Origin of the sequence: Methanosarcina siciliae T4/M (assembly GCF_000970085.1) — an archaeon.
In the GTDB taxonomy this organism is placed as follows: domain Archaea; phylum Halobacteriota; class Methanosarcinia; order Methanosarcinales; family Methanosarcinaceae; genus Methanosarcina; species Methanosarcina siciliae.
Genome location: NZ_CP009506.1, coordinates 1,959,862 through 1,985,417 on the forward strand (window position 1 = coordinate 1,959,862; position 25,556 = coordinate 1,985,417).

Consider the following 25,556-nt stretch of genomic DNA (forward strand, 5'->3'; position numbering starts at 1 on the left):
ACTTCGTATACTAATCCGGACATCCAATTAAAGAGTACATAATTATACAATAATGATGTAGAAGATACTTTAATGCTATATATAATCCTCTGATTTAATCCTCTGATTTCATACGGTACTTTAGCTTTAAACCCGAACTTTAGCCTTAAAGCGAGATTTCCGGAAGAAAAAAAGGCGCTTAAGCCTCAACTTTCGAAAACAGGAAAGCTCCGATTATGCAGACAAGCACTGAGAGCGTACCTATTACTGCAAGGTCGCTGTAGATTCCAAACGTGCTCATCCCGGAAAGGACTCCCCGGAGCCCGTCCACGCCGTAAGTCAGGGGGTCGATTCTGCTTATGAAGTAGATTGCCGGGGGCAGATTTTCGAGGGGGAAGAGGGCGCCTGAAAGGAAGAAGATAGGCATGATAAGGAAGTTCATGATCAGCTGAAAACCTTGCATATCTTCCATCGAGGAGGCGATCGTAAGACCAAGGCCCGTAAAGAAAATGGCTATCAGAGACATAAAAATTAAACCCATTCCAAGGCTCGCAAGGCTGGAAATCCTGAAGCCCAGCACATAAGTCAGGCTGAGCACGATCAAGCCCTGGATCATGGCTATAGTTGCACCTCCTAGGGTTTTTCCGACCATGATTTCCGTTCGGGAAATCGGGGCTACGAAAGTTTCTTTCAGAAAGCCGAACTGCCGGTCCCAGATAACCTCAAGTCCGGAAAAGATGGCTGTAAAGAGGATCGACATGGAAACTATTCCCGGTGCCAGGAAGTCCATGTAGTTTCCCCCTCCGCTGGCTCTAGTGTACATGGGCCCGAAGCCGAAACCGAAGGCGACCATGAAGAGGAGGGGCTGCCCGAGGGAGCCTAGCAGCCGGGCTTTTGAGCGCCAGTAGTGCTTGAGCTGCCTCAGCCACAGGATGTAGATTACTTCGATCAATGCCCGTGCCTCCTGCCAATGCCCCGCATAAACCGCATTTTATCCCCTCCGTTTCCGTTTTCGTCCCGGATGTCCCTCCCGGTGAGTTTCAGGAAGGATTCTTCTAAGGATTCGGTTTCCGTCCTTTCCATGATCTCTGCCAGGGTTCCGGATTCGATTATTTTCCCGTGGTCAATGATTGCTATTTTGTCCGCCATCGCTTCGGCTTCGTCCATATAGTGCGTGGTCAGGAAAATCGTCATTTTCCTTTCTTCATTCAATCTTTTTATGTGGCTCCAGATGGACATTCGCGTCTGGGGGTCAAGCCCCACCGTAGGCTCATCCAGGAAAAGAACCCTCGGGTAGTGGACAAGCGCCCGCGCAATCTCAAGCCTCCTTTTCATCCCGCCTGAGTACTTTTTCACTAAATCGTTCCGCCGGTCCCAGAGCCCGACGATCTCAAGGGCAGTTTTGATCCTCTCTTCCCTTTCGGCTTTGGGGACTTTGTAGATAACGGAGTGGTATTCCATGTTTTCGTAAGCAGTAAGCTCACTGTCCAGGCTGTAGTCCTGAAAGACTATGCCAAAAGAAGAGCGGGCTTTGTCCTGTTCTTTAAGGGCGTTATATCCGTTGATCCGGATTTCCCCGCTTGTGGGTTTCAGGACCGTCGTGAGCATCTTGATAGTTGTGGACTTGCCTGCACCGTTCGGGCCGAGGAATGCAAAGATCGAACCTGTTTCAACATCAAAACTGATGCCCTTCACTGCGGTAAAATCGTCAAATTTTTTTGTCAGGGACTGGACTGAGAGTATGTTTTGCATGACTGAACCTGAAATTCTTTTTTCAATAAGGAAAGGATTAAGTTACATTCAAATCAAAGGAGTTATATTTTCAGATTTAAGGCATCCTGCTCCTGAAAGTTTGAGCAGTTTAAGCTGGAGTTTATATAGAAAATATTTTCTGTTACTGCAAATGAAGACATTACTTATAAATTCTATTATTGAAATCCCTTTTCAATTCCGGAAATTCCATTTTGATTCCAATCCATCATTATCAAGTGGAGGTGTTTCCGGGTACCATGTATATTCAAACCTGTTTATTGCTTTGTTTTTATTTTTCAGAAGGGAAAGGCTTTAAATCTTTGAAGAAATGTGTTATTGAAGATAACAGGAGTTGATTTTCAGGTTTTTGACAGGATATCGGTCACAATTTGGTATTGATGATAGATTGTACTGCTGATATCTGGATTTTTACTTTTTCGAAGCTGTTTGTTTGATTTACAGCTGATTTACCTTATTGAAAATTTATCAGATACTTATTTCGTATCTGCTTTATAAGCCTATCATAGTAGGCAGGAGCAATAGCATATGAAAAGAAAATGGGAACGGGACCTGGGACTTCAGGGACGGATGCTCTTTACTATGTTCCTTCTGGCGGCAGTTTACCTCTTCTTCCTAGCTTTTCTCTCGTACAGCGGGACTCCGCCTGTGTTTATGCTGTTTTTTGTAGGCGCGTTCATGGGCATTCAGTACTTTTATTCGGACAAAATGGTGCTCTGGACAACAGGAGCACACGTTGTCTCCGAAAGCGAAGCCCCGCAGCTGCATGATATGGTCACCAGGCTGTGTGCGATAGCTGACCTTCCGAAGCCGCAGATAGCAATTGTCCAGACCCGGGTGCCGAATGCTTTTGCCACGGGCAGGAGTCCGGGTAAAGCCGTTGTTGCGGTCACAACAGGGATCATGGACAAACTTACGCCGGCCGAACTTGAGGCAGTGCTTGCTCATGAGCTGAGCCATGTCAAGAACAGGGACATGGCTGTCCTGACAATTGCCAGTTTTATCTCAACCATAGCTTTCTACATTGTCCGCTACAGCCTCTATTTCGGAGGCATGGGAGGAGACAGGCGGCGGGAAGGCGGGGGCATTTTGCTTGTCTGGCTGGTCTCAATCGCAGTCTGGGTCGTCAGTTTCCTGCTGATCCGTGCCCTTTCCCGCTACAGGGAATTTGCTGCAGACAGGGGATCGGCAATCATCACCGGGCAGCCTGCAAACCTCGCTTCTGCCCTGATGAAGATAAGCGGGCTTATGGATAGAGTTCCGGGTGAGGACCTCAGGAAGGTCGAGGGCATGAATGCCTTCTTCATTATCCCCGCAATCTCGGGCTCTTCGTTCATGGACATCTTTTCCACTCACCCCTCCGTGGAAAAAAGGTTAGCCCAGCTTGAAAAGATGCAGAAGGAAATGAGTTAAACAGGAACAGAATTAACAGACAAGAAGAATACGAATCGAATATAAACAAGAAGAATATATCGAATAACAGTCAGAGAACTCAGAATAGCAGTCCGGAAGATTAACAACAAGTGATATGGTTTCCAGAGGAGATAGGTTAAAATGGGTTTGCGGGATTTTATGGATGCGGTTATGGGACGGAGCAGGCTTCCGAAGGCGAAAAGTGAAAAACTCTTTGCAATTTCCACAGCCAGTATTACTCTTGAAAGCAGTCTGGGCTTAAAGCCTTCAGGATACGCGGGGATCTGTTTTAAGCCGATTGGGGCTACATCCTACGAATCTGCCCGAAATGAGATTGAAGAGCTTCTGGAATACAGCTCAAAAGAGACGGAAACCGAATTCAGGATGGAAAAAGACGAGTTTGATTTCCTCTGGGCTATTTTCAGGGACCCTGATTTCGAAGACCTGGTTGCAAACATCCACCTTGTAAGCCAGACCCTTGAAGACCGCGGCTTTGGCGAGCAGATCCTCTGTGCCATTTACAGGTTTGACAGCGAACCTGAAGCCGGAACAGCCGGGCACGGTACAAAAACAGGGGCTGGAAAAGCAGTTTACTGGATTTACAACTTTAAACAGGGGACTTACTACCCCTTTATTCCGCTTTCCAACAGGCAGAGGGACAGCCCTTTTGAATTCAGGCTCAGAACCGCAATGGAAAGGGAGATGCCTGTTGAAAAAAGTGTGGAAAAATGGTACCCCCTCTGGGGAATTCCCTTTTAATGGTGGTCGACATAATAACAGTCAGGTATAATGACAGCAGCCAGGTATAATAATAGTAGCCAGGTATAATAACGACCAGGAATAATGATGGCCAGACTTTTATAATTTGCAGTCCTGTAGAATTTGGGTTCAAATTTCTTGCTTTTTAAAGTTCTATATTTAGCTTCTATTTAATGAAAATTCATATAGAAACCTTATATCGAAACAGGAAATATTAAAATAAAAAAGGACAGTCTGATTTCCGATGCTTCTCTTTGGACATCTGGGCGTTACGCTCGGAATATTTTTCGGGCTTGGGCTTTTTATACCTCGGTTGAGGACTATCATAGATCCGCGCTATCTGGCAATCGGAGCTATCCTGCCCGATTTGATAGACAAGCCAATAGGCGAAGTAATCTTTGCTTCAACGTTTTCAAGCGGCCGCATTATAGGTCATACCCTGCTTTTTTCCCTTCTTCTCTTTATGATAGGTTTGTACATGTACGAAAGAAGCAGGGACATCAGGGGCCTTTCTCTTACAGCAGGCTCTTTTTTACACCTCTTTGAAGACCAGATGTGGTCCGATCCCCAAACTTTCCTCTGGCCTCTATTCGGGTGGAGTTTTCCCAGAGAATCCAGAGATTATGTCGGACTGGAACACCTCATGGATATGTTTGAAGCCTCTTTCCACCTTGAGTTTCTGCAAAGCCATGTAATTGAAATCCTGGGCCTCTCAATAGGGTTCGTTCTGGCTTATTACCTGTCGAAAAAATTAATCGGAAATGAAGAACTCTGAAGATACGGAAGAGAAAAAACTCTGCTAAGATAAGAAGAGAAGAACACTAAACATGTAGAAAAACACTAAACATGTAGAAAAACACTAAACATGTAGAAAAACACTAAACATGTGGAAGAGAAGGTCTCTGCTGAAATCCGCAGGGAGAATTATGAAGATTTCGTAAAAAACAGTTTATAAGGTTAGAATGACTTTAATGATGAAATAACCGCATAGTATGAAGCCTGTTATGTAAAGTCCTGCTGTCGGAGTATCTGGTTTTTCATATATTTTTTTCATTCATTTTCCTCTGTTTTTCTCTGTAATACAACTTTTGTACGAGGTTATATTTTATACTTTTGAAAAGGGCTTTTTGTTTAAGAGCACAAGGAGAACACCCAGCCAGGCAACACCAATAATATCGACGACGACTATTTTTCGCAGAACACTTCCGTTAAATGTCTTTTTCCATACAGAAACATATTCCCTGGAAATGTAATTTTCAGCAGGATACTCTTGAAAAAGCCTGTCCAGTACCGACTTTTCCGAGCCGTCCGCTGTAAAGATAAAGATTTCATTTGCATATTCCGGATGAAAATAATCATTCGTTTGCTTATAGTCGAGATTTCTTTTTATAAATTCATCAAAAGTATCCGCATCATACTGATAGAGTCCATAGTTTCTTTTTGCGTCAAAGGAGATGTAACATATATCATAGCTGTTTATGCCTGCGATGGTATAGGTTTCGTTTTCATAATTTACCTTGCTGCCGATTGCCCGGGTCAGCATTTCATCGGTGTATGCAAAGTGCTTTTCCAGCAATTTCTTTGAGATTGAAATTTCATGGGAGCCGTCCCGAGGAAGCCTGCCTTCTTCCAGATATTCTGTCCCGTAGGGGATAACAGTCTGATTAAGGTAATCCTGTGCTATAGCTTCAGGCACTGCAATGAGATTCAATTTATCCGGTAATCTGTCTTCGCCTGCAGTTGTATAAATAATGGGATCCAAATAACTGGCATCATAAAGAATTACATTTTCAACCCCGTCCATTGAAGCAATCTGAGGAATGTCTTCGTAGCTTATCATCCGGTCATAGTTCTCGGGATCGATATCCAATTCGGCTCCTCTTACATAAACTGCATTAAGGTCCCCGTATGTGTGGTCTGCCTGATAGATAGCAATGATATTGCCTGGGGGTATGGTTTCCGTACAATAACCAGAGGTAATATGAGAATATGTGAGCAGGGATAAGGCTGTGATAACAAGTACCGTTAGTACGACTGACAGAATTTTGATTTTTTTATTTGTGGGGATTATTTTTAGCCAACTCCTTGCTGTTAACGGGGAACTGCATCATAATATTCGGTAGATTCTACTCTATAGATATTAACCTTGTTTTTTGTTTACTGTTCAGTTACTATAGACTTGTTTTCTGTGATCCTGTCATGGGTTTTTTAGCGGGATGAATCACGGTGTGGGTTCTGGGGATAAACAGACCACTTGAGAGTCTACCCTGATCTTAAAGGTCAGAGGGTTAACCCATTATCTGGCAGGGAAAAAAGAAGAAATAGATGTTTCAATTCTCTTCGCCTTCACCGTTAATTGTAGCCATTATTTCTTTGAAACTTGCCAGTGAAGCCTCCATATTCTCGATGATCTCATTTGCGAGAATATCAGGGTCAGGAAGATTATCGAGGTCAGCTAGACTTTTGTCTTTGAGCCAGAAGATATCAAGATTCGTTTTATCTCTCGCCACTATTTCATCGTAGCTGAATTTCCGGAACCTGCCTTCGGGAGCTTCTTCGCTCCAAGTCTCTGTACGGCTGTGGCGGTTTTCAGGGTTGTAGCACTTGATAAAGTCTTCCAGATCGGAATATTTCATAGGGTTTTTCTTCAAGGTGTGATGCACATTTGTGCGGTAGTCATAGATCCAGACTTCTTTTGTCCAGGGGTCTTTTGATGCGGGTTTTGCTTCAAAGAAAAGCACGTTCGCCTTTACACCGTTTGCATAGAAAATGCCTGTCGGCAGGCGCATGATTGTGTGCAGGTCGGTAGTTTCAAGAAGTTTTTTGCGGATGGTCTCTCCTGCTCCGCCTTCAAAAAGAACGTTATCCGGCAGTACCACTGCTGCCTGCCCGCCGGTCTTAAGGATCGTATGGATGTGCTGCAAGAAGTTGAGCTGCTTGTTGCTTGTGCTTGTCCAGAAGTCCTGGCGGTTGTAGGTGAGGTCTTCTTTTTCCTGCTCGCCTTCTTCGTTTGTGAAGGTCATGCTGCTTTTCTTTCCGAAAGGCGGGTTTGTGAGAATGTAATCGTAACGGTAACCCGGATCGGCTATGAGAGCATCGGAATTGGAGATCATAGGCTCTCCGTCTATTTCCCCGATGTTGTGCAGGAACATGTTCATTAAAGCAAGCCGTCTGGTCCCGGCAACGATTTCGTTCCCGCCAAAGGTTTTATTTTTCAGGAAGCGGCTCTGCTCCCGGTCCAGCCGGTAGTGTGAGGTAAGGAAGTCATAAGCTGCCAAAAAGAACCCGCCTGTGCCGCAGCAGGGATCCCCTATTGTTTTCATGGGCTCGGGCCGGAGGCACTGCACCATTACCTTGATGAGCGGCCTCGGGGTGAAGTACTGCCCGGCTCCGCTTTTCGTATCTTCGGCGTTCTTCTGCAGGAGCCCTTCGTAAATCTCTCCTTTTGTGTCCACACCCATCATGACCCAGCTTTCCTTGTCGATCATATCAATGATCTTGTAGAGCATGGCAGGGTCGCTGACCTTGTTCTGGGCTTTGAGGAAGATCTGCCCAAGCATCCCCGGCTTTTGCCCGAGTTCTTCTAACAGCTCTTTGTAGCGGGTATCGAGTTCAGCCCCACGCTGCTGTTTCAGATTATCCCAGGTGTATTTCTCCGGGATGCCGATATCCCTGTTGTACGGCGGCTTCCTGTACTCTTCCGCCATTTTCAGGAATATGAGATAGGTCAGCTGTTCCAGATAATCGCCGTAGCTCACGCCCCCGTCCCTCAGGACGTTGCAGAAGCTCCAGACTTTGGAAACGATGGATGAGGTGTTTTCAGACATGGTTTGGACCTTTGAGATAAGAGTAATATTTTTGGTTAGGACTATTCGGTTTATCAGGGATGGTTAGGAAAAGTTTTCCTTCTTGAATAAGTGGATTTAGGATTTCTAATCTGAAATGTTTCCTATCTTTTAATCCCATAAACTCTTGAATTTCCTCCCGACTTCTTGGTTCGATACAATACTCTAATAATGCGTTGATCTTGTCGTTCTCAGCTTGGGGGGTAGCTTGGGGGGTAGCTTGGGGGGTAGCTTGGGGGGTGACGGGAACAATTATCTTAAAAATGTCTCCTTCAAGAAGCTGTGGGTCAGCCCCACCGGAATAAATCCTTGTGTATTTGTAGAGATTCCTGACACCTGAACCTAACTCATCCGCCCTTCCGATCTCTTTAAAAAAGCGAGCAATTACAGGATTTTTAGGGTATGGTGTGAAATTGGAAGGATTTATTCTGCCATGCCCGTGTGGACGGTTTGCATTTTCCGCAACAACCTGATCAGTTCCAATTACGAATTTTGCAGGAAAACCGTTTATGTACTCCCTGTGAATGAGCATATTTGCAACAACTTCTCTAAAAATATGATCTCTAAGGCTGATTCTCTGGTCTTTTTCCAGATAGAAGGGGTCTGGCAAATGTTTTGCAACAAAAGCCATCAGCCGGTCATAGCTTTCTATCAGGTTGGTTCGGATGTCGTCCCTGTCGTCATAGCGGTCAAGGTTTACTCTGCGAAGGATGGCATCAGTCTTGAAATGGGGCAGGACGCTCTGGATAACCTCGTCTTTGCCCAGTAAAAGAATAGCAGCAAGAGTATAACCCTCTTTGCCGGTCTGGTAATCATGAAGATATAGTCTGGCACTGCTTAAAAGCTCTTCATCGGTCATTGTTCCCCATGGATGGTTTGGGTTTTCGGCACGGACCATTTTCCGCACTTTCTGGATAAGGTCATCCCGAAGATCTTCAAGCCTGACATAAGGATAAATTCGGTTCTCAGAAAAAGAACTCTGTTTACGGATATAGAGATGAGCCACAGCATCAGGGTGGTTTGTTACATCCAGATCCCCATCCTCATTACGGTCAAATATTTTTCCATTACAGCGATGAACCTGAGAACTTTCAGGAATACTCAGGTAGAGGAGGGTTTTTCCTTCCACGCTAACTGTTTCCGGCAGTATGTACAGAGGTGGATTGATCTTTTGCGGGTTATTCAACGTAGTAACCAGATCCTTTTTAATTTGAGGCAAGGCATCAGCATTAATTCCTTTAATGTTCCCGGTGTCATCAACTCCAAGAACTATGTGCCCTCCGCTGCGATTTAAAAAAGCACAGACAGTTTCATACACATCCCGATTTATTTGATCTCTGCACTCTTTGAATTCTACAGTAAGCCCTTCTCCATCCCTAATAATGCTTTTTAATTGTTCAGAGATCATAATAGTTCCTCACTTTTTCCCATTTTTCACTCTTTCAGCCTTTATCCTCTCCAGCAAAACCTCAGCCGGTTCCCAATCCTCTGCTCCTCGAACCTCTGCCAGCTCCCTTTCATTAAGCAACTTCCCTTCAAACGCTTTTTTCAAAATACTCTGCCGCAGTGCTTCAGCTTTTTCCAGATTCGTTTCAATATCCTGTTCTATCTTGTCGCAGACTGAAAGGCGGGTTTCGATTTCTTGAACGACGACCTCTTGTTCGGAGAATGAGCAAATTGGTAAAGTAATTAATATCATTCTTGTTAATCCCAGATCTTGATTTCCTACTCCATGCGTGTATTTTTGGGATTGACGATAACAGTGAGAAGAATTCAATACATGTTGTAGGTAAAAAGGATAGATAGATTTTATAGTTTTAAGGACGGCTACATGAACCCAAACATCAAAATCAAAATCATAAGTATTAACTCTTGCAACACCGGTTGTTCCTCCCTTAGTATACAAGATATCATTTAACTCAGGTTTACATCTTTTAGATAATTCTTCATGAAGTTCCTTTGAAATATACTTAACATTGGAAAAATCAACACCTGAAGGTCTGACATTACCACCAGAAATGAATGGAATTCCATTTTCTTCATATTTAGGGCTGTAGTGAGGTCCATCTTTAACTGACCATACAACTCGACCTAACTTTACCCAGCCCCACCCCTCTGGTAGTAGGGATAATTCTTCTAATTCCGCCTCGGTGAGATTTTTTACTGCTTTCGTCTTTTTTCCAGAAGCTTTCGTAGCTTCTTCCCATTCCCTTCGAATTTGCTCCATCAAATTTTGTGTATTAGGCAAATCCGTCTGCTGCTCCCGCCATTTTTTTGTAAGCTCTCCTTCAAATGCTTTCTTCAGCACCGCCTGCCGATAAACTTTGAGCTGTTCCTGTGCCAGTTTGAGGTTGGCAATACCGTTGTCCAGTTCACTGAAGAGTTGCTCGATTTTGGAGACTATGGCGCGTTGTTCGGGGAGAGGAGGGAATGGAATAATAAGTGCTTTCAAATCCCTTAAAATAATTCTGCGTATTGCCACTCCTTTTTTGCTTTTTAGAGCTTGGTTCAAGAAATGACTGGATTTAAATACCCAAAACAAAAACTTAGAATTAGAACTATTTATACTGGTAAATGGGCGAATGATGGCTAAAGAAGATAAAACCACAAAATCTCTTTCAAAGCTTACTAATGACACTTTGCCAACAGTACCATCCTTTGAAAAGAGTACATCTCCTTTATAAGGTTTGCATCCACTTTTAACAAGATTGTTGTAGTCATCCTCTGAGATTTTTGAACAATTGTCAAAATCAATTTGATCATTTTTTATATCTTTTACCGTTATATACGGATAACCTTTGCCAATAGATTTTGGTGAAAAATGAGAACCGTCAGTTAAAACTTCAATTGATTCTCCCAGCCTCACCCAACTCCACCCATCTGGTAATATGGGCAATTCAGCTATTTCGGCTTCAGTTAAAGATTTAATCGTTTTCATCTTAATCAGTCAAAGCCTCTTTTATTTTGTTAATAATATCACTAATCATCCGGTGTATTTTCACCCAACTTTTCACCCAACTTTTCACCCGATTTACTCTCAGGAGTTAAGTTCTCTGTTTTCCAGATTAACTTCCCAATAGCCACCTTTATCCGGACCTATCCTTTTTAAAAGTCCTTTGTCTTTGAGATTTGCAATCTGTTTTTCAACTGCATGCGAACTAATCCCTAATAGTGTGGCTAGTTCCTGAGCAGAAATGTATTTATTTTATGAGATAAAGTGGAGTATTTTCTCCGAACTTTTCTCCGAACTTTTCTCCGAACTTTTCTCCGAACTTTTCTCCGAACTTTTCTCCGAACCATTCATTATCAATTTTGGAGTACTTTTAAGATGTCAGTTGATTAAATAATTGTTTACTTGTGCCTTTTAATCAGTTTAATAAGAAATTAGAACTGATAGCGGCATATACGCCTGCATTAGAGCCACAAACTTAGAGCCGCAAACGAAGAAAAATTATGGTTATTTTGCCACAAAACAGTTTCATGATGTCATTTGTCAAACATCTAAAACGAAATGGAGAAAAGTAGTAAAGGAAGAGAAATGAGGTATATACGCTTTAACTTTGATTAAAAGAGTGAATAAGGGGTTCACAAGGTTTGGTCTGCAACAATGAAGTTTATTGCGGGGCTGAGATTTACTCTGTCCTGAATTTGCTCCATTTTAAGTTTGCGTGCCAATGAAGTATATTACTGGATCAGCTTTCAGACTGCCTTAATTTGCTTCATCTCGCAGTTTACGCCATAAATGAAGTATAATTACGGGATAGGTTTTCAAACCTTCCTGAATTTGCTCCAACTTATGCTTACGCGTCAATGAAGTATGTTACCGGATCAGATTTTGCTCTGTCCTGAATTTGCTCCACCTCGCAGTAAAAGCATCAATGAAGTCAATTTAGGGATAGGTTTTCAAGCCGCCTTAATTTGCTCCACCTTATAGCTTACGCGTCAACGAAGTAGATTTCGGGTCAGTTTTCAGGCTGTCCTTAATTTGCTCCACCTTATAGCTACGCGTTAATGAAGTATATACTGGATAGCTTTCAGACTGTCCTTAATTTGCTTCATTTTACAGTTCACGCGCCAATGAAGTAGATTTCGAGATCGGTTCTCAAGCCGTCTGAATTTGCTCCATTTTACAGCTTACACGTCAATGAAGTTCATTGCGGGACTAAGCTTTACTCTGTCCTGAATTTGCTTCATTTTACAGCTTTGTTCCTTGTGAACAATATATAATATGTAAGTTCCTGTATATAATACTAACGGTATAATTACCGAGGGTAATATTTCTGACTCGTTTTTTTCAAAGTCTGCCTGTAAATCATCTGTCATATGCTCTGTCAATCAGTGCGTTACATCAAATGCTTTACAAATTTTTATGCATTGTTTAAAAATCAGATAGGGGCTTGATGGCAAATTCGAAAGGTTAGCACACAAGAATCAAAAAGAACTTTAAAATATTTTTAATAAAACAGAAGAAATCAGCTGGGACCCACTTAGATTCAAAAATTTAAGGGCCCTGATGAACCATCTCAAAAGAGTGCACATTGACAAACACTTTGTTCTGGTTTTTTCTGTTGATGAGGAAAAAAAGACGGCAACATTTGAAGATTATATTATGATCATCACGATAATATTTACTAATTTCCTATTTTTGCTTACGCCGCCAGTGCCTCGCTGGATTATGTACAAGAACTTTTCACCCCCTTTTCACCCCACTTTCATCCCGCTTTCACCCCCCTTTTCACCCAGCTTTTCACCCCACAATTTCTCCACAGTTTCTCCACAGTTTTATCCGAAACTTTCTCCGAACTCATCTCCGGATATTTCTCTTAATTGTCCTCCGGATCTTATTTCTTACTTTTACTCGCGATTTCACCCAGTTTTTCACCAGAGTTTTCACCAAACTTTTCATCCGGTCATCACCAAAATTTTCACCCAACCCGTTCTTCTCATTTCATTTTCATGCTGACAGTGCCTCATTCAATTCACTGATAACCGCATTCATCTCGTCCCCGAAAAGCTGGTACATCCTGCCGCGCCCGCCAAGAGCGTCAAAGGGGGTGTAATCAAGGTCCTCGATTTCCAGGTGGAAGCTTGTTGCAACATAATCTTTTATCATACGGAGCCAGTTCATCTGGTCTTCACTGAACTTGAGGGTTCCGGCCTGTTTTTTGAACACCCAATCCTGGAAGTTGCGGTTCACGGTCTGGTCGTAGGGGGTCAGTACAGGGTCGATTTCGGTTATCCTGCGGATTAAGGAGACGAGAGCCGTGAGTTCGTTTTTCGGGGAGTTTCCGTTCACCTTTTCGAGCTGTTCGTAAGCCTGCCAGATCCTGGAAGGGGCAAAGTGGGGTTTTTCGAGCTTCAATTTGTCCAGCACCTCTTTTATCATCGTAAAGGTGACTTCCCTGCGCCGGTAAGGCTGGTTGTAGAAAATTCTCAGGGCTGCGATCTCTTCCTTATTAGCTTCCAGATATGTCTTAAAGTCACTGACCAGCTCATCCGCCCTTACCACAGCGTCTTTGTCCCACTCGGCCCTGTGGACGGTGTCGGTGTTCACTGTATCGATAATCTGCTCATGGACTTTGCGGACGTTTTCAATATATTCGTTTAGCTCGCCGGAAAAAGTGGATCTGGCAATATCAATTAGCTTTTCTTGCGCCTTTTTCTTTGCCTCAACGTCCTGAATTTCCGGATGGAGCTGTTTGATTTCGGAGGCGTGGAGGTCGATAATGTCAGGGTTATACGCATAGAGCAGGTCCCTGACTGTCTGGTTGATGGTCTTTCCGTTCGCTTTTTCCGCAAAAGTGGCTCTTTCGTTCTCGCTTAACTGCCGGTCCAGCCTTGCCAGCCTGTTAGCCAGGGAAACATAAAGGTCTTCGTCCTGTGCGCCAAAGGTTACTGCTGCAAGCAGGTCTTTCAGAGATGTGCTTTTCTTGCGTTCCAGAGGCCGGCTGTCGGTTTTCATCGTTTTTGTAACGCCAGCGGCGTCCACAACCACAAAATGAGTCTTGTCCGAAACTGCCGAAGGAGTCACTTTTTTCAGGTCATCGTAGCCCAGGGTCCGCGTGCCTCTGCCTTTCATCTGCTCGAAATAGTTCCGGCTTTTAACGTCTCTCATGAAGAGCAGGCATTCCAGCGGCTTGACATCCGTGCCCGTGGCGATCATGTCCACTGTAACTGCTATTCTGGGGTCGTATTCATTGCGGAAAGCCGATAATATTGATTTTGGGTCTTCTTCGGCTTTATAGGTCACTTTCTTGCAAAATGCATTGCCTTCCGCAAACTCTTCCCGAACGATATTGATAATATCATCGGCATGGCTGTCGCTCTTGGCAAAAATCAGGGTTTTCGGGACTTCCTTTCTGCAGGGAAAGATCTCAGGCAGCTTTTCCTTAAAAGTCCGTATCACATGCCGTATCTGGCTGGGGTTGACCACGTCCCTGTCCAGTTTCCGGGCATCATAGCTGAACTCTTCATCAAGCTGTTCCCAGCGTTTTTTGCGGGTAAGCTTCTCCCTTTTGTCCACAAATTCCTTTGCAGCAATCTTTGCCCCGTTTTTGCTGATTTCAGTCTCGATGGTATACACATCATAACCCACATTCACGCCGTCTGCAACAGCATCTTCATGGCTGTACTCGCTAACAACGTTTTCATTGAAAAACCCGAAAGTGCGTTTGTCCGGTGTTGCTGTAAGGCCTATCAGAAAAGCATCGAAATAGTCCAGCACCTGCTGCCACAGATTGTATATGGAGCGGTGGCACTCGTCTATGACGATAAAATCAAATTCTTCAACGGGAACCTTCTCATTATATACTACAGGAAGTGGCTCCCTTGGCTGCCAGCCCCTCTCGGCAGGGTTTTCTTCTTCAATTTTCTCGTCCAGCTCTTCACCCTTCAGGATGGAGTAAATCCGCTGGATTGTGGAAATACACACCTGGCTGTCCGAAGAGATGTAACTGGAACGCAGGCGCTGCACATTATACAGCTCGGTAAATTTGCGGTTATCGTCATTGGGCACATAAGCCATGAATTCCTGTTCTGCCTGTTCACCAAGGTTTTTGGTATCAACAAGGAAGAGCACCTTTTTTGCATTCGCAAATTTCAGTAATCGGTAAATGAAGGTTATGGCAGTATACGTCTTTCCGGAACCTGTAGCCATCTGGACAAGAGCTCTCGGGCGGTTGTCCTTAAAGGACTTTTCAAGCTTTGAGATCGCTGTTATCTGGCAGTCCCGCAGCCCGTCTGTGTACAGTTCAGGAATGTCAAGCAGCCTTTCTCGCAAGGGTTTCTTTTTTAAGTATTCATCAAAAGTCTCCGGGCTGAAAAAAGAAAAAACAGGTCTTGACCTCGGTTTGGGGTCGCGAAAATCTGTGAACCGTGTAAGTTCCCCGGTACTTTCATATACAAAAGGAAGGGGGTCATTGTTAAGGTACTTTAGCTTACTTGAAGCATATTCGGATGATTGTTCTTCTACAACAGTTAATCGGTGGCCTTCCTCGTCTCTTTTTGCCTCAATGACTCCGACTGGCTTTTTATCAACAAACAGCACATAATCAGCAGGCCCTACATCGGTCAAATATTCCTTAACTGCAATACCCCTTGAAGCACTCCACTCTATCTTGCTTTTTTTCTGCACAATCCAGCCAGCGTTATTTAGTTTTTTATCAATTTCATTTCTGGCTTTTTGCTCAGGGGTCTGGTTGTCACTCATATATCTTTACCACCGAAACTTGTTTCCATTCTCCTTTTCCAGATAGGGGGTGCCAGTTTCGGCACTCTCTCATTATAACTTAAATTGGAGACTCACAATTTATGAAAATATTCACCCATGGGTACTAAACTCGAATCTAATTTGATCTGCTAATGATATTTTATGATATAATTTATAATTTTGTTTTTACAGATACCTAATATATAATTAACTCTTTCGATCTTGTATTAGACGAAAATAATTTCACAGTTATACAAATCTACATCTTAAAAACCGGATTACTGCTGTTCTACAGTCGCGTACAAAAATAACAAGCATGCTGGCAATTGAAGCGGCTTTTGTAGTTTCGTACCCTGAAAGGAAGGTATTACAGAAATCCCGCAGAAAAAGCACCCCTGGAACCGACTCTTTTGTTATACAGATCACTGATATTTTCGGGCACCTGTCCGTAAGCAGGCGGCAGAGAGTTCTACAGATGGATATAATGAGAGTTTTGAGAATATGTTTACAATTCAAAAAATACGTCTCATTTTTTGTGGCGCGCAGATCTCAACAATATACTAAGCATAACAAAATGTACTTACGCATTTAGTACTATAATATTAGAACAGATGAATATTAGAACACATGAAATAAAGAAAAACTTAATCGAAAGTTAAAATAATAGAGGTGTATCGATGGATGGGGTTAAAAGAGTATGCAAAAAAGTTGCAAAAATAGCTTTTTGTGTTGTTATGGGCGCCGGTTTAATTGGTTTTGTGAAAGGCGTATGTGTAGGCTATTTTATTTGTCGTCACAAAAATAAATGTGTTGACACGACATAAAAAGCACTGATAAAGATGTATAGATTAAGGGTAATAGGGTTTCCTCTTAATCGATGAGCTGGATCGCAGGTAGGGACTTGAGAACAGGGACTCAAAACTTTACCATCCACTTTTAAATTAATTTTTTGATATGTTCCGGGAAGATAGGTCCTCATATGGAAGAAAAAGGAACGTATCTTATATTTGAGTAGCATGAGGATTTTCTGAGGGCTCTTGAAGAAGTGTTCCAAGATCGAAAGGAATTACTTACAATGCATGCAAAAGATTGAATTCTCCTTTTCTGTTGGACTTCGAAGCCTGCGGAGCACCCAGAAAATCATCCCGGGCACGGGACTGAGCAGTGGTTGCAGGATCTTTGCTGGGTGAGGCTCTTTGCTGGGTGATCGTGATGTTTGGCAGGGATTTTCAGGTATGGGGACTGGAGGGGCTGCAGATGACAAGAGAAACAGGGTAATTCTGGAAGACATTCATTTCCCTCTTAAAAAGATCCTCAATATTGATTCCTCAATATTGATAAGCAGGAAGTTGATATGTAATAATATGTGTATCAATGGGAAAAAATTTAGAGATCCTTCCTCCCAAACTGTATCTCAGAATGATGCTAACATTATTGAGACTTTACTTATGTTGGGGGAAGTATATGATATTGTCTATGACCATCATGGAAGAGCCGGAAAATTAAATGAGTATCTAACTAACGCCATATATCATATTTTAAGTACAAGTCCTAAAAAGGACTACATAAACGAACCAGTAAATCCTAAAGAATTTGTATTAAGTCCCGAGTTATTGTATGCGGGATTGATACCTCAAAAGAAGATAAATTCATTTGATTTTAGTGATTATTGGACTATAACTAATTATTTTCGTAGGTTGGATGGATTAGATGAAGGTGATTATTTTCATTTAATAAATCCAAATACAGATTTGGGCAATGAAACCGATAGAATCATTGTTAATATCAAAACACAGCAGCAGGCAGTTGAGATTGCAAAACATATTACCTGGAGTTGGACGGAAAAAAGTGTAGACTGGAAGTCTTATGTAAGCACATTTAAAATTTTAGTAAATAATAATGTAGAAGACCGTAATAATCCTAATCTTTACTTAAAAAATGATAAAATGGTGATCTATTTTGCTGAAACCGACCATGATAATAAAACCATCATGAACTCCATAAAGTGTGGTGTAGAAGTTTTCCTGGCTAATATACCGGATGCAGTTCCTGATAATAACCTACCATTAAATGGTTTCTACAAAAGAGTGGGTAGACAAATAGGTACAGGAAGAGAAATAAGACAAAAGGAACAGAAAGAAGCTAAAAGTTTCACAGATCAAAGGGTTGAGGAAATCAAAGCCTACATTTTGAATAATCAAATTGCGCGTGATAGAAATGAATGGATCGGAGGAGTATACTTCTATGTAACAAATTTTATACCATGAGTGAATCAATAAGTCAAAAAGAACCTATCCCGCACCAGGAAATTACAGAGGAAGAAGAGTCATCATAAATTAAAAGCTCCGGGACAAGAGAGGCATTTATCTCATTAGGCCTGGCACGTTGTACAACAGGAAAAACAGCTTAGGATGCAGGAGAGAGGAGCACTGAAAGACTGAAATGTGGATTTGATAGAAGTAATTTGAAGAAGATAAAGGATTGGATAAAGAAAAGAAAATTATTAAACTTTTAAATAAAAGCGGTAAAGAAGCTTGTAAATTATATAGTAACTGGTAATTCTCAGACTTTGTGAACAATCCATTTAATTTCCGTCGAAATCTCTGAATATCGGTGTGAGATGTGCAACTTGATCTTCTTTATTTATATTCCCTTTTTCCCTTCCTTAAATAAGAAAATATAAAGGATAGGTAAAATACCTAACGTATTCAAAATGAGTATGGCGATAAACCAGTATCTCTGAGATTCTCGTGCTGCCTTCCACAGAGCTATCCCCTTCCAGAAGAGCTCCCACAGCACCAGAATTAAAATCAGGGTTGTAAATTGTGTATTTGTTTGAAGCAATGAAATAGAAGTGTCTACCATTTTCCTCTCTGGAATAAATGTTTTTTAAAATTAAATAACTTCACATACCAGTATTGTTTACACTGCTGTTTTTCCGGCCTGGCGTATTTGTATTGGACCATGAATTTATGGTGGGCATAGCAGCCTCGGGAATCCTTTACATGAGTGCGATCTGGTTCTACCTCCAGGCATTGCAGACAGAGGAAGCATCAACGATTGCACCATTCTTCCAGGCGGCAGGAGTCTTTCTTGTGCCTCTCGGATGTCATGCCTATTTCCTGATAGCAGGATTAGTTTCAGGCGCTATCCTGAACCCACCCTTTTGCTGGTGGTAAGTATAGTTATGAGCATAATAGCACTTTGGCTCCATCGAGATGCTCTAAATTACTGGTATCGGTCTAACAGAGAAAGCAAAACGGAGAAAGCAAGTAATTAGACCAGCTATAAAAACCCATAACAACCGTACTGGTGGGACTGCTAACATGATAAACGAAACTAAGAAACCTATGGGATTATCGAATAGGCTTGTTATTATATCTGAGAAGAAGTCATATTTTGTCATGTTTTTTATTTTGCATTTATAAAAGAAGGGTTGTGTCTTTGACTTCTGTGGCGTACGAAATTTTCATCGCAGGATGTTCAGGACTATAGCCGGAAGCATACCCGAACAAAGGAAGGGGTGGCTGAACAAGGTAAGGGATGTGGTTTGTGAACATTTCCCTAAAGATAGATGAATATCCTGGGCAATGAAATTATACTGCTTCTCCGGGTGATGTAACATCGTCGTATATTCTGGCAGCGTGCATCTTCCTGTTTTTTCCGAGTTCATAGACAGCCACCCCTGCCTGTGGTGGCAGTTCTGTTTTCCCCAGCCATCGGCAATATATTCGATTACTGCACGTTTACCATCAAAAGTAGCTGTGCAGTGCTTGAGTGAGATCCCACCGTCCTTCAAGATAGTTGAATAGAAGTTATTCAGGCTGCTTCTTCCCGAATGCGTGTATTCCTAACTGCTGGGCTCCCTGGCATAGCCGTCGTCCTCGAAGAGGTTCACAATGATAGCAGCATCACCGCTGCCCAGCGCCTGCATGTACTGCTTCACAAAATCAGGCTCTTCAAGCCCTTCCGCAGGTTTAAGCAGAGGCTCTCTTACCCTGTGCCTGCCTGTGAGCGGCCACATGCTGTGATATATCCGGATCGCAGATACTTTTTTGTCCCCGTCAAGGTCAGCCACGATGGCTACCGGCAGGTCCATACTTCTGGTATCATGCTGCAGGTACAGAAGAAGCTCGACGCAGACGCGCTGCACGCTTGCTGTAATCTCTACGAATTGCTGTCCTACGTCATGCCCTTTTAGCCATTGGTGCTGCCGGTCGACAAATGCAATGAATTCCTCCCTGCCTGTAATTCTTCCTTCCATGGGCGTATCTATCACAGGTTCCCCTACAAAAATGGAAAGCAATTTTTCCGTATCTTCCTCCTGGAGAAGAATAAAAAAGTCCTTTAATGTCTCAATTACCGTCATGAAATCCACTCTACACAGGGATTTGTTCTAAGAGCATATAAACCTACCAATCCTCATCAGCCCTGTTTCTGCAAAACAAAGAACCTGGAGGTCTGTTTTACTCTTAAAAACCTGGGAGTTAAGCCATTATTTATCAGAAAAACCAAAAAACTTGATTTTGTTAAGCCTGAGTTTGGGGTTTTCAGGGTTGATTCTCAAGAAATTAGGCAAAAAATTCTTAACATTTCTTATGTTGATTGGAAAAAACTAGGGTTTTCTAAGAGAACTTTACATTACATGAAGCAGAGTGCCAAAAGCTATAAGCCTTTCACGCTTAACAGCCATGTTTTGGAGAGGGTTAAAGCTTGGGAAAGCTTGGTTTCTGGGGGCCAGGTTAAATTTTAAGAAAAGTTATAATTTTTTGAGATTTGGGAGGCTAAGTTTAAAATTTTGAAGGCAATTTTAAAGCAACAATAAAAATAGAAGTTTTTCTCAGCAGACATACTTTATGGCCACCAGCGAGATACATCTACAATAGCCTGAGAAATTTCAAATAATGTTTCATCTTCGCCCAGATCAGTTATAAGCGGGATTAACATAATAATATCCATAAGTAAATTACTTCGAGTACGCTCTCTTAGAACCTGAATTGTTCTTTTCCACCAAAAATAAAGACTATCCACAGGCAAATTTCTTAAGTATGATAACATAATCTGGAGTGCCCGTGCTCTTTTATCATCATATTCAATCTTGGAGGCTGTATCAAGGGCTTTTTCAATCATTTCTTCTTTTTTTTGGTCGTCCAAACAAGTAGCAATAGATGAATGTGCCTGATATATATCATAATTAAATTCAATACAGGAAGCTAAATAGAAGGCCTTCTCCATCAGTTCTTTCTTTCTTTGTCCATCCAAATAAGGATAAATAGCTGAAAGTACCCATGCTTTTGAATTCTCAAAACGAATCTTTGAAGCTATATCAAAGGCTTTTTCTATCGCTTCTCCTTTTCTTTGTCCATCCAAAAAAGGAATAATAGCTAAAAGTGCCTCTATTCTTGTAAAGTCATCTTCAATATTGGAGATTATATCAAAGGCTATTTCTCGTATCTCATGTTTTTTTGGTCCATCAAAATAAGGAATAAGATCTAAAAATGCTTCTAATATGTTATAGTCATCATCATATTCAATATTAGAGGCTATATCAAGGTCAATCTTAGAGAATATATTAAGAGCTTTTTCCATCAGTTTTTCTTTGTCTGGTCCATCCAAATTAGGCACAGTAGCTAAAAGAGCCTCCACTATGTCATCATTATCTTCAATCTTGTTGGCTGCATCAAGAGCTTTTTCCATTACTTCTCCTTTTTTTCGTACATCCAAATAAGGAATAAGAGACGAAAGGGCCTGTGCTCTTGCTCCATCATCTTCAATATTGAAAGCTAAATCAAGGGTTATTTCAATCACTTCTTGTTTTTTTGGCCCATCGAAGTAAGGAACAATAGCTAAAAGTGCCTGTGCTCTTGCAGAATTATATTGGATCTTGGAGTTTGCATCAAAGGCTTTTTCCATCAGTTCTTCTTTTCTTTGTCCATCCAAATAAGGAATAATAGCTAAAAGTATCCGTGATCTTTTATTACCATCTTTAATTTTAGAGACTGCGGAAAGAGCTTTGCCCATTAGTTCTTCTTTTCTTTGGTCATCCAAATAAGGAACAATAGATGAGAGTATCCATACACTTGAATAATCATATGGCATCTTGGAGTTTGCATCAAAGGCTTTATCCATCAGTTCTTCTTTTCTCTGCCCATCAAAATAAGGAACAATAGCTAAAAGTGCCTCTACTATGTCGTAATCATCTTCAATATTGAAGACTGTATCAAGAACTTCTCCTATCGCTTCTCCTTTTCTTTGCCCATCCAAATAAGGAACAATAGCTAAAAGTGCCTGTGCTCTTGTAGAATCATCTTCAATCTTGGAGGCTAGATCAAGGGCTATTCCCATCACTTCTTCTTTTTTTGGCCCATCCAAATAAGGAATGATAGCTGAAAGTGCCCATACTCTTGAATAATTATGTTCAATCTTGTAGGCGGCATCAAAGGCTTTTTCCATTACTCCTTCTTTTTTTGGCCCATCCAAATTAGGAACAATAGCTGCAAGCATCTCTGCTCGGAAATAATTATATTTAGTCTTGGAGGCAAGATCAATGGTTTTATCCATCACTTCTTCTTTTATCTGCCCACCCAAATTTGGAATAATAACTGAAAGTACCCTTGATACGTCATCATCATCTTCAATCCTAGAGGTTGCATCAAGGACTTTTCCCATCACTTCTTCTTTTCTCTGCCCACTCAAATTCGGAACAATAGATAAAAGTGCCCATACTCTTGAATAGCTGTCCCCAATCTTAGATACTGCATCAAGAGCTTTTTCCATTACATCTCCTTTTATTTTACCATCCAAACGACGAATAATAGCTAAAAGTGCCTGTGCTCTTGCAGAATCATCTTGAATCTCAGAAATTATATCTAGAGCTTTTTCTATTAGTTTTTGTTTTTTTGGACCATAAAGATAATTAACAATATATGAGAGTGCCTCTACTCTTGTAGAATCATCTTCAATATTAGAGACTAGATCGAGAGCTATTCCAATAATTTCCTCTTTTTTTGGCCCATCAAAAAAATGAATAAGGTCTGAAAATGCCTGAAGACCAGGAAACTCTGGAATGTCACCATCATAATCTTCATACTCAGAGACAATATTAAGATCAATCTTAGAGAATATATTAAGAGCTCTTCCCATAAGTTCTTCTTTTCTCTGTCCATCGAGATTTGGAACAATAACTGAAAGTGCCCATACTCTTGAATAATCATCTACAATCCTAGAGGCTAAATATAGGGCCTTTTCCATCACTTCTTCTTTTTTTGGGCCATTCAAATAAGGAACAATAACTGAGAGAATCTTAACTATGTCATCATCGTTTTCAATACAGGAGGCTATATCAAGGGCTTTCTCCATCACTTTTTCTTTGTTTGGGCCATCAAAATAACGAACAATATAAGAAAGAACCAATATAGCTGAATAATCATATGTCATCTTAGAGATAATATCAAGGGTCTTCTCCGTCAGTTTTTCTTTCTTTGGCCCATCAAAATAAGGAAAAATATCTAAAAATGTCTTTACTCTTGAAGAATCATCTTCAATCCCATACATTGCATCAAGCGCTTTTTCCATTAAGTCTTCTTTTTTCTGCCCATCAAAACAAGGAGCAAGAGCTGAAAGCGCCTTTGCTCTGGAATTACCATTTTCAATCTTGGAAGCTATATCAAGGGCTATTTCCATTACTTCTTTCTTTTGTAACTTGTCCAAATAAGGAACAATGACTGAGAGTGTCTTTACTTGAAAGTAATCGTCTTTAATTTTGAAAACTGCATCAAGAACTTTTTCCATCAGTTCTTTTTTTGGCACATCAAAATAAGGAATAACAGATGAAAGTGCTTTTACTCTTTTAGAGTTATCTTCAATATTTAAGGCTATATCAATAACTTTTTCCATCAGTTCTTCTTTTTTCTGTCCATCCAAATGAGGAACAATGACTGAAAGTACCTGTGATATGTCATCATCATCTTCAAAACTGGAGGCCATATCAAGGGCTTTTTCCATCACTTTTTCTTTGTTTAGTCCATCAATATAACGAACAATAACTGAAAGTGTCTCTATTTTTGAAGAGTCATATTTATTTTCGGAGGCTATATCAAGGGCTTTCTCTATCAGTTCCTCTTTCTTGGGTCCATCCAGATTAGGAATAAGACCTGAAAGTGCCCATACTCTTCCATCATCATATCCAATGCTGTAAGTTGCATCAAGAGCTTTTTCCATCACTTCTTCTTTTCTTTGTCCATCCAAATAAGAAATAATAGATGAAAATGCATATGCTCTCGCATCGTTACCTTCAATCTTGTAGGCTGCATCAAGAGCTTTTTCCATTACTTCTTCTTTTATGTACTCGCCGTTTATTCTATTATAAATTGAGATTAATTTAGATACTCTTGTGTAAAGATCAGGTTCCTTTTGTGCATATATGAGCACTTTAGCTTCAGTCCATTTCTTAGTTTCAAGAAAGGCGACCAGTAGCTCTTCAGGGATATTAGCTGACAAACTGTTGATTGAGGTGTAAATAAGAGCATAACGTATTTCCCGTCCGATAGAAGAAACTTTACCCCCGTGTTCTATTTGACGTTTTGACTCTTTTTCAGCTAATTTCCATGCTCTCATTATATCTTCAACAAAAACTGTATTTAATCCGAGGGATTCAAGTGCTTCATACCATCCATTTTTTCCTTTTTCGTTTTCTTCACTTAGCAATTTATGAATATCTTCAATTTTTCCCGCTTTCTCCATATGCCATGAAAGATGACTGTAGATGTAGCCGTCATCTATCAGGGTATGCCACAAACCTTTCTGTGTTTGTGATTGATAGCGATTTAATAAGGAAGAGTGTGCTTCACTAAGTTTTAATCCTAATCCAAGAATATCTGTGGCTCTTTTAGTAACAGGTGAAAGTGTTAAATAATGACGAGCAATATCATGAAAAAGGTCATGCATTAGGTATGTTTTTATTCTTTCGTTTCCCAAAAGTATTATTGCATCCTCGATAAGCAGACCTTCTTCCCAGAGAACTTCAAGTATCTGCCTAGCTTCTTCTTTATCTATGTTCCATAAGGTGGAAGCCATTCTTTCATTTATTTTAACGTCTTCTGACAGAATCCCAAGCCAGATAAAGTCCTCATATGCTTCCACATCAAAGGATCTGAGAGCTCTCAAACTCAAGTTTAAGGATGCTTTGAGACTTAAGGATACTTCAAAACTTTCTTCCCCTTTCCTTAATCTTCGTGGGCTTTCTAAAATACTAAGGCGGGCAATTTCTTCCTCAAGAGCTTCATGTAGCTCTATCCAAGAATAACCTCTTTTTCTTCTTTTAGCTGCCAAATTTAGAGCTAATGGAAGATAACCAACATCTTTGGCGACTTTAAGGGCATTCTCTTTTTCAACTTCATCCCAGCAATCTTTGAGAACATTCTTGAATAGCTCTTGGGATTGCTCTTTTGTCATAACATTCAAAGGAAAAAATTCTGGATCCAAATCCTCGGCAACGTAATTTTTTCTTGTTGTTATTATAGCTTGGCAGCTAGACCCACCTACTAAAAAAGGGTTTACATCACTGGTATCCCAAGCATCATCTATGACTAAAAGGATAGATTTTTCATGGAGCAATGATCTAAGATGATTTGATGCCGTTTCTACTGTGGTATAAGTGGATCGGTAATCTCCAAGTTCCTGTATCCAATTGATTAGCCAAGAGAGTATATCAGGCTCCTGACCAAGGGCAGCCCAGAGTATCCCATCTGAAAAGTGATTTTGAACAGCCTTATCATTAGCTAAAATTTTAGCAAGGATTGTTTTTCCAATACCTCCTAGTCCTTGAATTGCAGTAACAGCAAATATTCCTTTTGAGTTGTTACTGTTGAGTAAGCGGTTTTTAATCTCTTCTTTTTTGGGGATTTCTACAAACTCTCCTGTTAAACGTGGAACTTGAAAATGTTTCCTATAACGAGCATCTAATGAGTGTATATGTATCTCTTGATTAACATTTTCAATATGAGACCCGTTTGTAGCTATGATTTTCTGATCCAATGAAGTTTTTTCATTATCTGGCATTTTGGGTCTGCTCCACACCCTCT

At 41.1% G+C, this 25,556-nt stretch carries 19 protein-coding genes; 7 read left to right on the top strand and 12 right to left on the bottom strand.

Annotated features, from left to right (window positions below; genetic code table 11):
• Positions 1 to 178 precede the first annotated feature (178 nt).
• A complete protein-coding gene (locus MSSIT_RS08380; protein WP_048171595.1) occupies positions 179 to 931 on the bottom strand; it encodes an ABC transporter permease in 753 nt (250 codons plus the stop codon).
• Positions 928 to 1,731, bottom strand: coding sequence for an ABC transporter ATP-binding protein (locus tag MSSIT_RS08385; protein ID WP_048171597.1), 804 nt, complete (start codon positions 1,729 to 1,731; stop codon positions 928 to 930). Before MSSIT_RS08385 ends, MSSIT_RS08380 begins: the two co-directional genes overlap by 4 nt.
• Here MSSIT_RS08385 and MSSIT_RS08390 point away from each other — a divergent pair.
• The 4 genes from MSSIT_RS08390 (at position 1,730) to MSSIT_RS08405 (ending at position 4,696) form a co-directional block, all read left to right on the top strand.
• On the top strand, positions 1,730 to 2,047 hold the full coding sequence (locus MSSIT_RS08390; protein WP_048171599.1) for a hypothetical protein: 318 nt from the start codon (positions 1,730 to 1,732) through the stop codon (positions 2,045 to 2,047). The two genes, MSSIT_RS08385 and MSSIT_RS08390, sit on opposite strands and share 2 nt — an antisense overlap.
• Positions 2,048 to 2,277: 230 nt before the next feature.
• Positions 2,278 to 3,162 (top strand): zinc metalloprotease HtpX, encoded by an 885-nt coding sequence (gene htpX, locus MSSIT_RS08395; protein WP_048171601.1) that lies wholly within the window; start codon positions 2,278 to 2,280, stop codon positions 3,160 to 3,162.
• Between the two features lie 141 nt (positions 3,163 to 3,303).
• Positions 3,304 to 3,921: a PspA-associated protein PspAB gene (pspAB, locus tag MSSIT_RS08400; RefSeq protein WP_048171603.1), complete on the top strand. Its 618-nt coding sequence runs from the start codon at positions 3,304 to 3,306 to the stop codon at positions 3,919 to 3,921.
• 244 nt (positions 3,922 to 4,165) lie between these two features.
• Positions 4,166 to 4,696: a metal-dependent hydrolase gene (locus MSSIT_RS08405; RefSeq protein WP_048171605.1), complete on the top strand. Its 531-nt coding sequence runs from the start codon at positions 4,166 to 4,168 to the stop codon at positions 4,694 to 4,696.
• 330 nt (positions 4,697 to 5,026) lie between these two features.
• Here MSSIT_RS08405 and MSSIT_RS08410 read toward each other — a convergent pair whose 3' ends face one another.
• The 6 genes from MSSIT_RS08410 to MSSIT_RS08435 form a co-directional block, all read right to left on the bottom strand.
• Positions 5,027 to 5,791, bottom strand: a complete 765-nt coding sequence (locus tag MSSIT_RS08410) for an ABC transporter permease (protein WP_048171608.1) — start codon at positions 5,789 to 5,791, stop codon at positions 5,027 to 5,029.
• A 460-nt stretch (positions 5,792 to 6,251) separates the two neighbouring features.
• The gene (locus MSSIT_RS08415) at positions 6,252 to 7,748 is read right to left on the bottom strand and encodes a class I SAM-dependent DNA methyltransferase (protein ID WP_048171609.1); all 1,497 of its coding nucleotides are present in this window, start codon (positions 7,746 to 7,748) and stop codon (positions 6,252 to 6,254) included.
• The gene (locus MSSIT_RS08420) at positions 7,741 to 9,174 is read right to left on the bottom strand and encodes an RNA-binding domain-containing protein (RefSeq protein ID WP_048171611.1); all 1,434 of its coding nucleotides are present in this window, start codon (positions 9,172 to 9,174) and stop codon (positions 7,741 to 7,743) included. Before MSSIT_RS08420 ends, MSSIT_RS08415 begins: the two co-directional genes overlap by 8 nt.
• Positions 9,175 to 9,183: 9 nt before the next feature.
• Positions 9,184 to 10,704: a restriction endonuclease subunit S gene (locus MSSIT_RS08425; RefSeq protein ID WP_082088920.1), complete on the bottom strand. Its 1,521-nt coding sequence runs from the start codon at positions 10,702 to 10,704 to the stop codon at positions 9,184 to 9,186.
• 99 nt (positions 10,705 to 10,803) lie between these two features.
• Positions 10,804 to 10,962, bottom strand: coding sequence for an HTH domain-containing protein (locus MSSIT_RS25650; RefSeq protein ID WP_082089119.1), 159 nt, complete (start codon positions 10,960 to 10,962; stop codon positions 10,804 to 10,806).
• 1,758 nt (positions 10,963 to 12,720) lie between these two features.
• Complete coding sequence (locus tag MSSIT_RS08435) at positions 12,721 to 15,474, bottom strand: type I restriction endonuclease subunit R (RefSeq protein ID WP_048171615.1); 2,754 nt, start codon at positions 15,472 to 15,474, stop codon at positions 12,721 to 12,723.
• 677 nt (positions 15,475 to 16,151) lie between these two features.
• Here MSSIT_RS08435 and MSSIT_RS23995 point away from each other — a divergent pair.
• Both MSSIT_RS23995 and MSSIT_RS08440 read left to right on the top strand, forming a co-directional pair.
• Positions 16,152 to 16,298 carry a hypothetical protein gene (locus MSSIT_RS23995; RefSeq protein WP_187151901.1) on the top strand — a complete coding sequence of 49 codons (147 nt, stop codon included), beginning with the start codon at positions 16,152 to 16,154 and terminating at the stop codon, positions 16,296 to 16,298.
• 372 nt (positions 16,299 to 16,670) lie between these two features.
• A complete protein-coding gene (locus MSSIT_RS08440; RefSeq protein ID WP_156158820.1) occupies positions 16,671 to 17,741 on the top strand; it encodes a hypothetical protein in 1,071 nt (356 codons plus the stop codon).
• Positions 17,742 to 18,117: 376 nt separating this feature from the next.
• Here the strand turns inward: MSSIT_RS08440 and MSSIT_RS24000 are convergent, their stop codons facing one another.
• Complete coding sequence (locus MSSIT_RS24000) at positions 18,118 to 18,339, bottom strand: DUF5652 family protein (RefSeq protein WP_048171620.1); 222 nt, start codon at positions 18,337 to 18,339, stop codon at positions 18,118 to 18,120.
• Between the two features lie 92 nt (positions 18,340 to 18,431).
• Here MSSIT_RS24000 and MSSIT_RS24655 point away from each other — a divergent pair, with 92 nt between their 5' ends.
• Positions 18,432 to 18,653 carry a hypothetical protein gene (locus MSSIT_RS24655; protein ID WP_048171622.1) on the top strand — a complete coding sequence of 74 codons (222 nt, stop codon included), beginning with the start codon at positions 18,432 to 18,434 and terminating at the stop codon, positions 18,651 to 18,653.
• Positions 18,654 to 18,943: 290 nt separating this feature from the next.
• Here the strand turns inward: MSSIT_RS24655 and MSSIT_RS23060 are convergent, their stop codons facing one another.
• The 3 genes from MSSIT_RS23060 to MSSIT_RS08460 form a co-directional block, all read right to left on the bottom strand.
• A complete protein-coding gene (locus MSSIT_RS23060; protein WP_156158821.1) occupies positions 18,944 to 19,273 on the bottom strand; it encodes a hypothetical protein in 330 nt (109 codons plus the stop codon).
• A gap of 51 nt (positions 19,274 to 19,324) precedes the next feature.
• Positions 19,325 to 19,843 carry a nuclear transport factor 2-like protein gene (locus MSSIT_RS08455; protein WP_048171624.1) on the bottom strand — a complete coding sequence of 173 codons (519 nt, stop codon included), beginning with the start codon at positions 19,841 to 19,843 and terminating at the stop codon, positions 19,325 to 19,327.
• A gap of 485 nt (positions 19,844 to 20,328) precedes the next feature.
• Positions 20,329 to 25,533 carry an NB-ARC domain-containing protein gene (locus tag MSSIT_RS08460; protein WP_048171626.1) on the bottom strand — a complete coding sequence of 1,735 codons (5,205 nt, stop codon included), beginning with the start codon at positions 25,531 to 25,533 and terminating at the stop codon, positions 20,329 to 20,331.
• Positions 25,534 to 25,556 lie beyond the last annotated feature (23 nt).

Bases quoted from the DNA above. Each gene is read 5' to 3' on its own strand.
- MSSIT_RS08390 (WP_048171599.1), top strand. From the start codon at position 1,730: ATGACTGAACCTGAAATTCTTTTTTCAATAAGGAAAGGATTAAGTTAC.
- MSSIT_RS08385 (WP_048171597.1), bottom strand. From the start codon at position 1,731: ATGCAAAACATACTCTCAGTCCAGTCCCTGACAAAAAAATTTGACGAT.
- htpX (WP_048171601.1), top strand. From the start codon at position 2,278: ATGAAAAGAAAATGGGAACGGGACCTGGGACTTCAGGGACGGATGCTC.
- pspAB (WP_048171603.1), top strand. From the start codon at position 3,304: ATGGGTTTGCGGGATTTTATGGATGCGGTTATGGGACGGAGCAGGCTT.
- MSSIT_RS08405 (WP_048171605.1), top strand. From the start codon at position 4,166: ATGCTTCTCTTTGGACATCTGGGCGTTACGCTCGGAATATTTTTCGGG.
- MSSIT_RS08415 (WP_048171609.1), bottom strand. From the start codon at position 7,748: ATGTCTGAAAACACCTCATCCATCGTTTCCAAAGTCTGGAGCTTCTGC.
- MSSIT_RS08420 (WP_048171611.1), bottom strand. From the start codon at position 9,174: ATGATCTCTGAACAATTAAAAAGCATTATTAGGGATGGAGAAGGGCTT.
- MSSIT_RS08425 (WP_082088920.1), bottom strand. From the start codon at position 10,704: ATGAAAACGATTAAATCTTTAACTGAAGCCGAAATAGCTGAATTGCCC.
- MSSIT_RS08435 (WP_048171615.1), bottom strand. From the start codon at position 15,474: ATGAGTGACAACCAGACCCCTGAGCAAAAAGCCAGAAATGAAATTGAT.
- MSSIT_RS23995 (WP_187151901.1), top strand. From the start codon at position 16,152: ATGGATGGGGTTAAAAGAGTATGCAAAAAAGTTGCAAAAATAGCTTTT.
- MSSIT_RS24000 (WP_048171620.1), bottom strand. From the start codon at position 18,339: ATGGTAGACACTTCTATTTCATTGCTTCAAACAAATACACAATTTACA.
- MSSIT_RS08455 (WP_048171624.1), bottom strand. From the start codon at position 19,843: ATGACGGTAATTGAGACATTAAAGGACTTTTTTATTCTTCTCCAGGAG.
- MSSIT_RS08460 (WP_048171626.1), bottom strand. From the start codon at position 25,533: ATGCCAGATAATGAAAAAACTTCATTGGATCAGAAAATCATAGCTACA.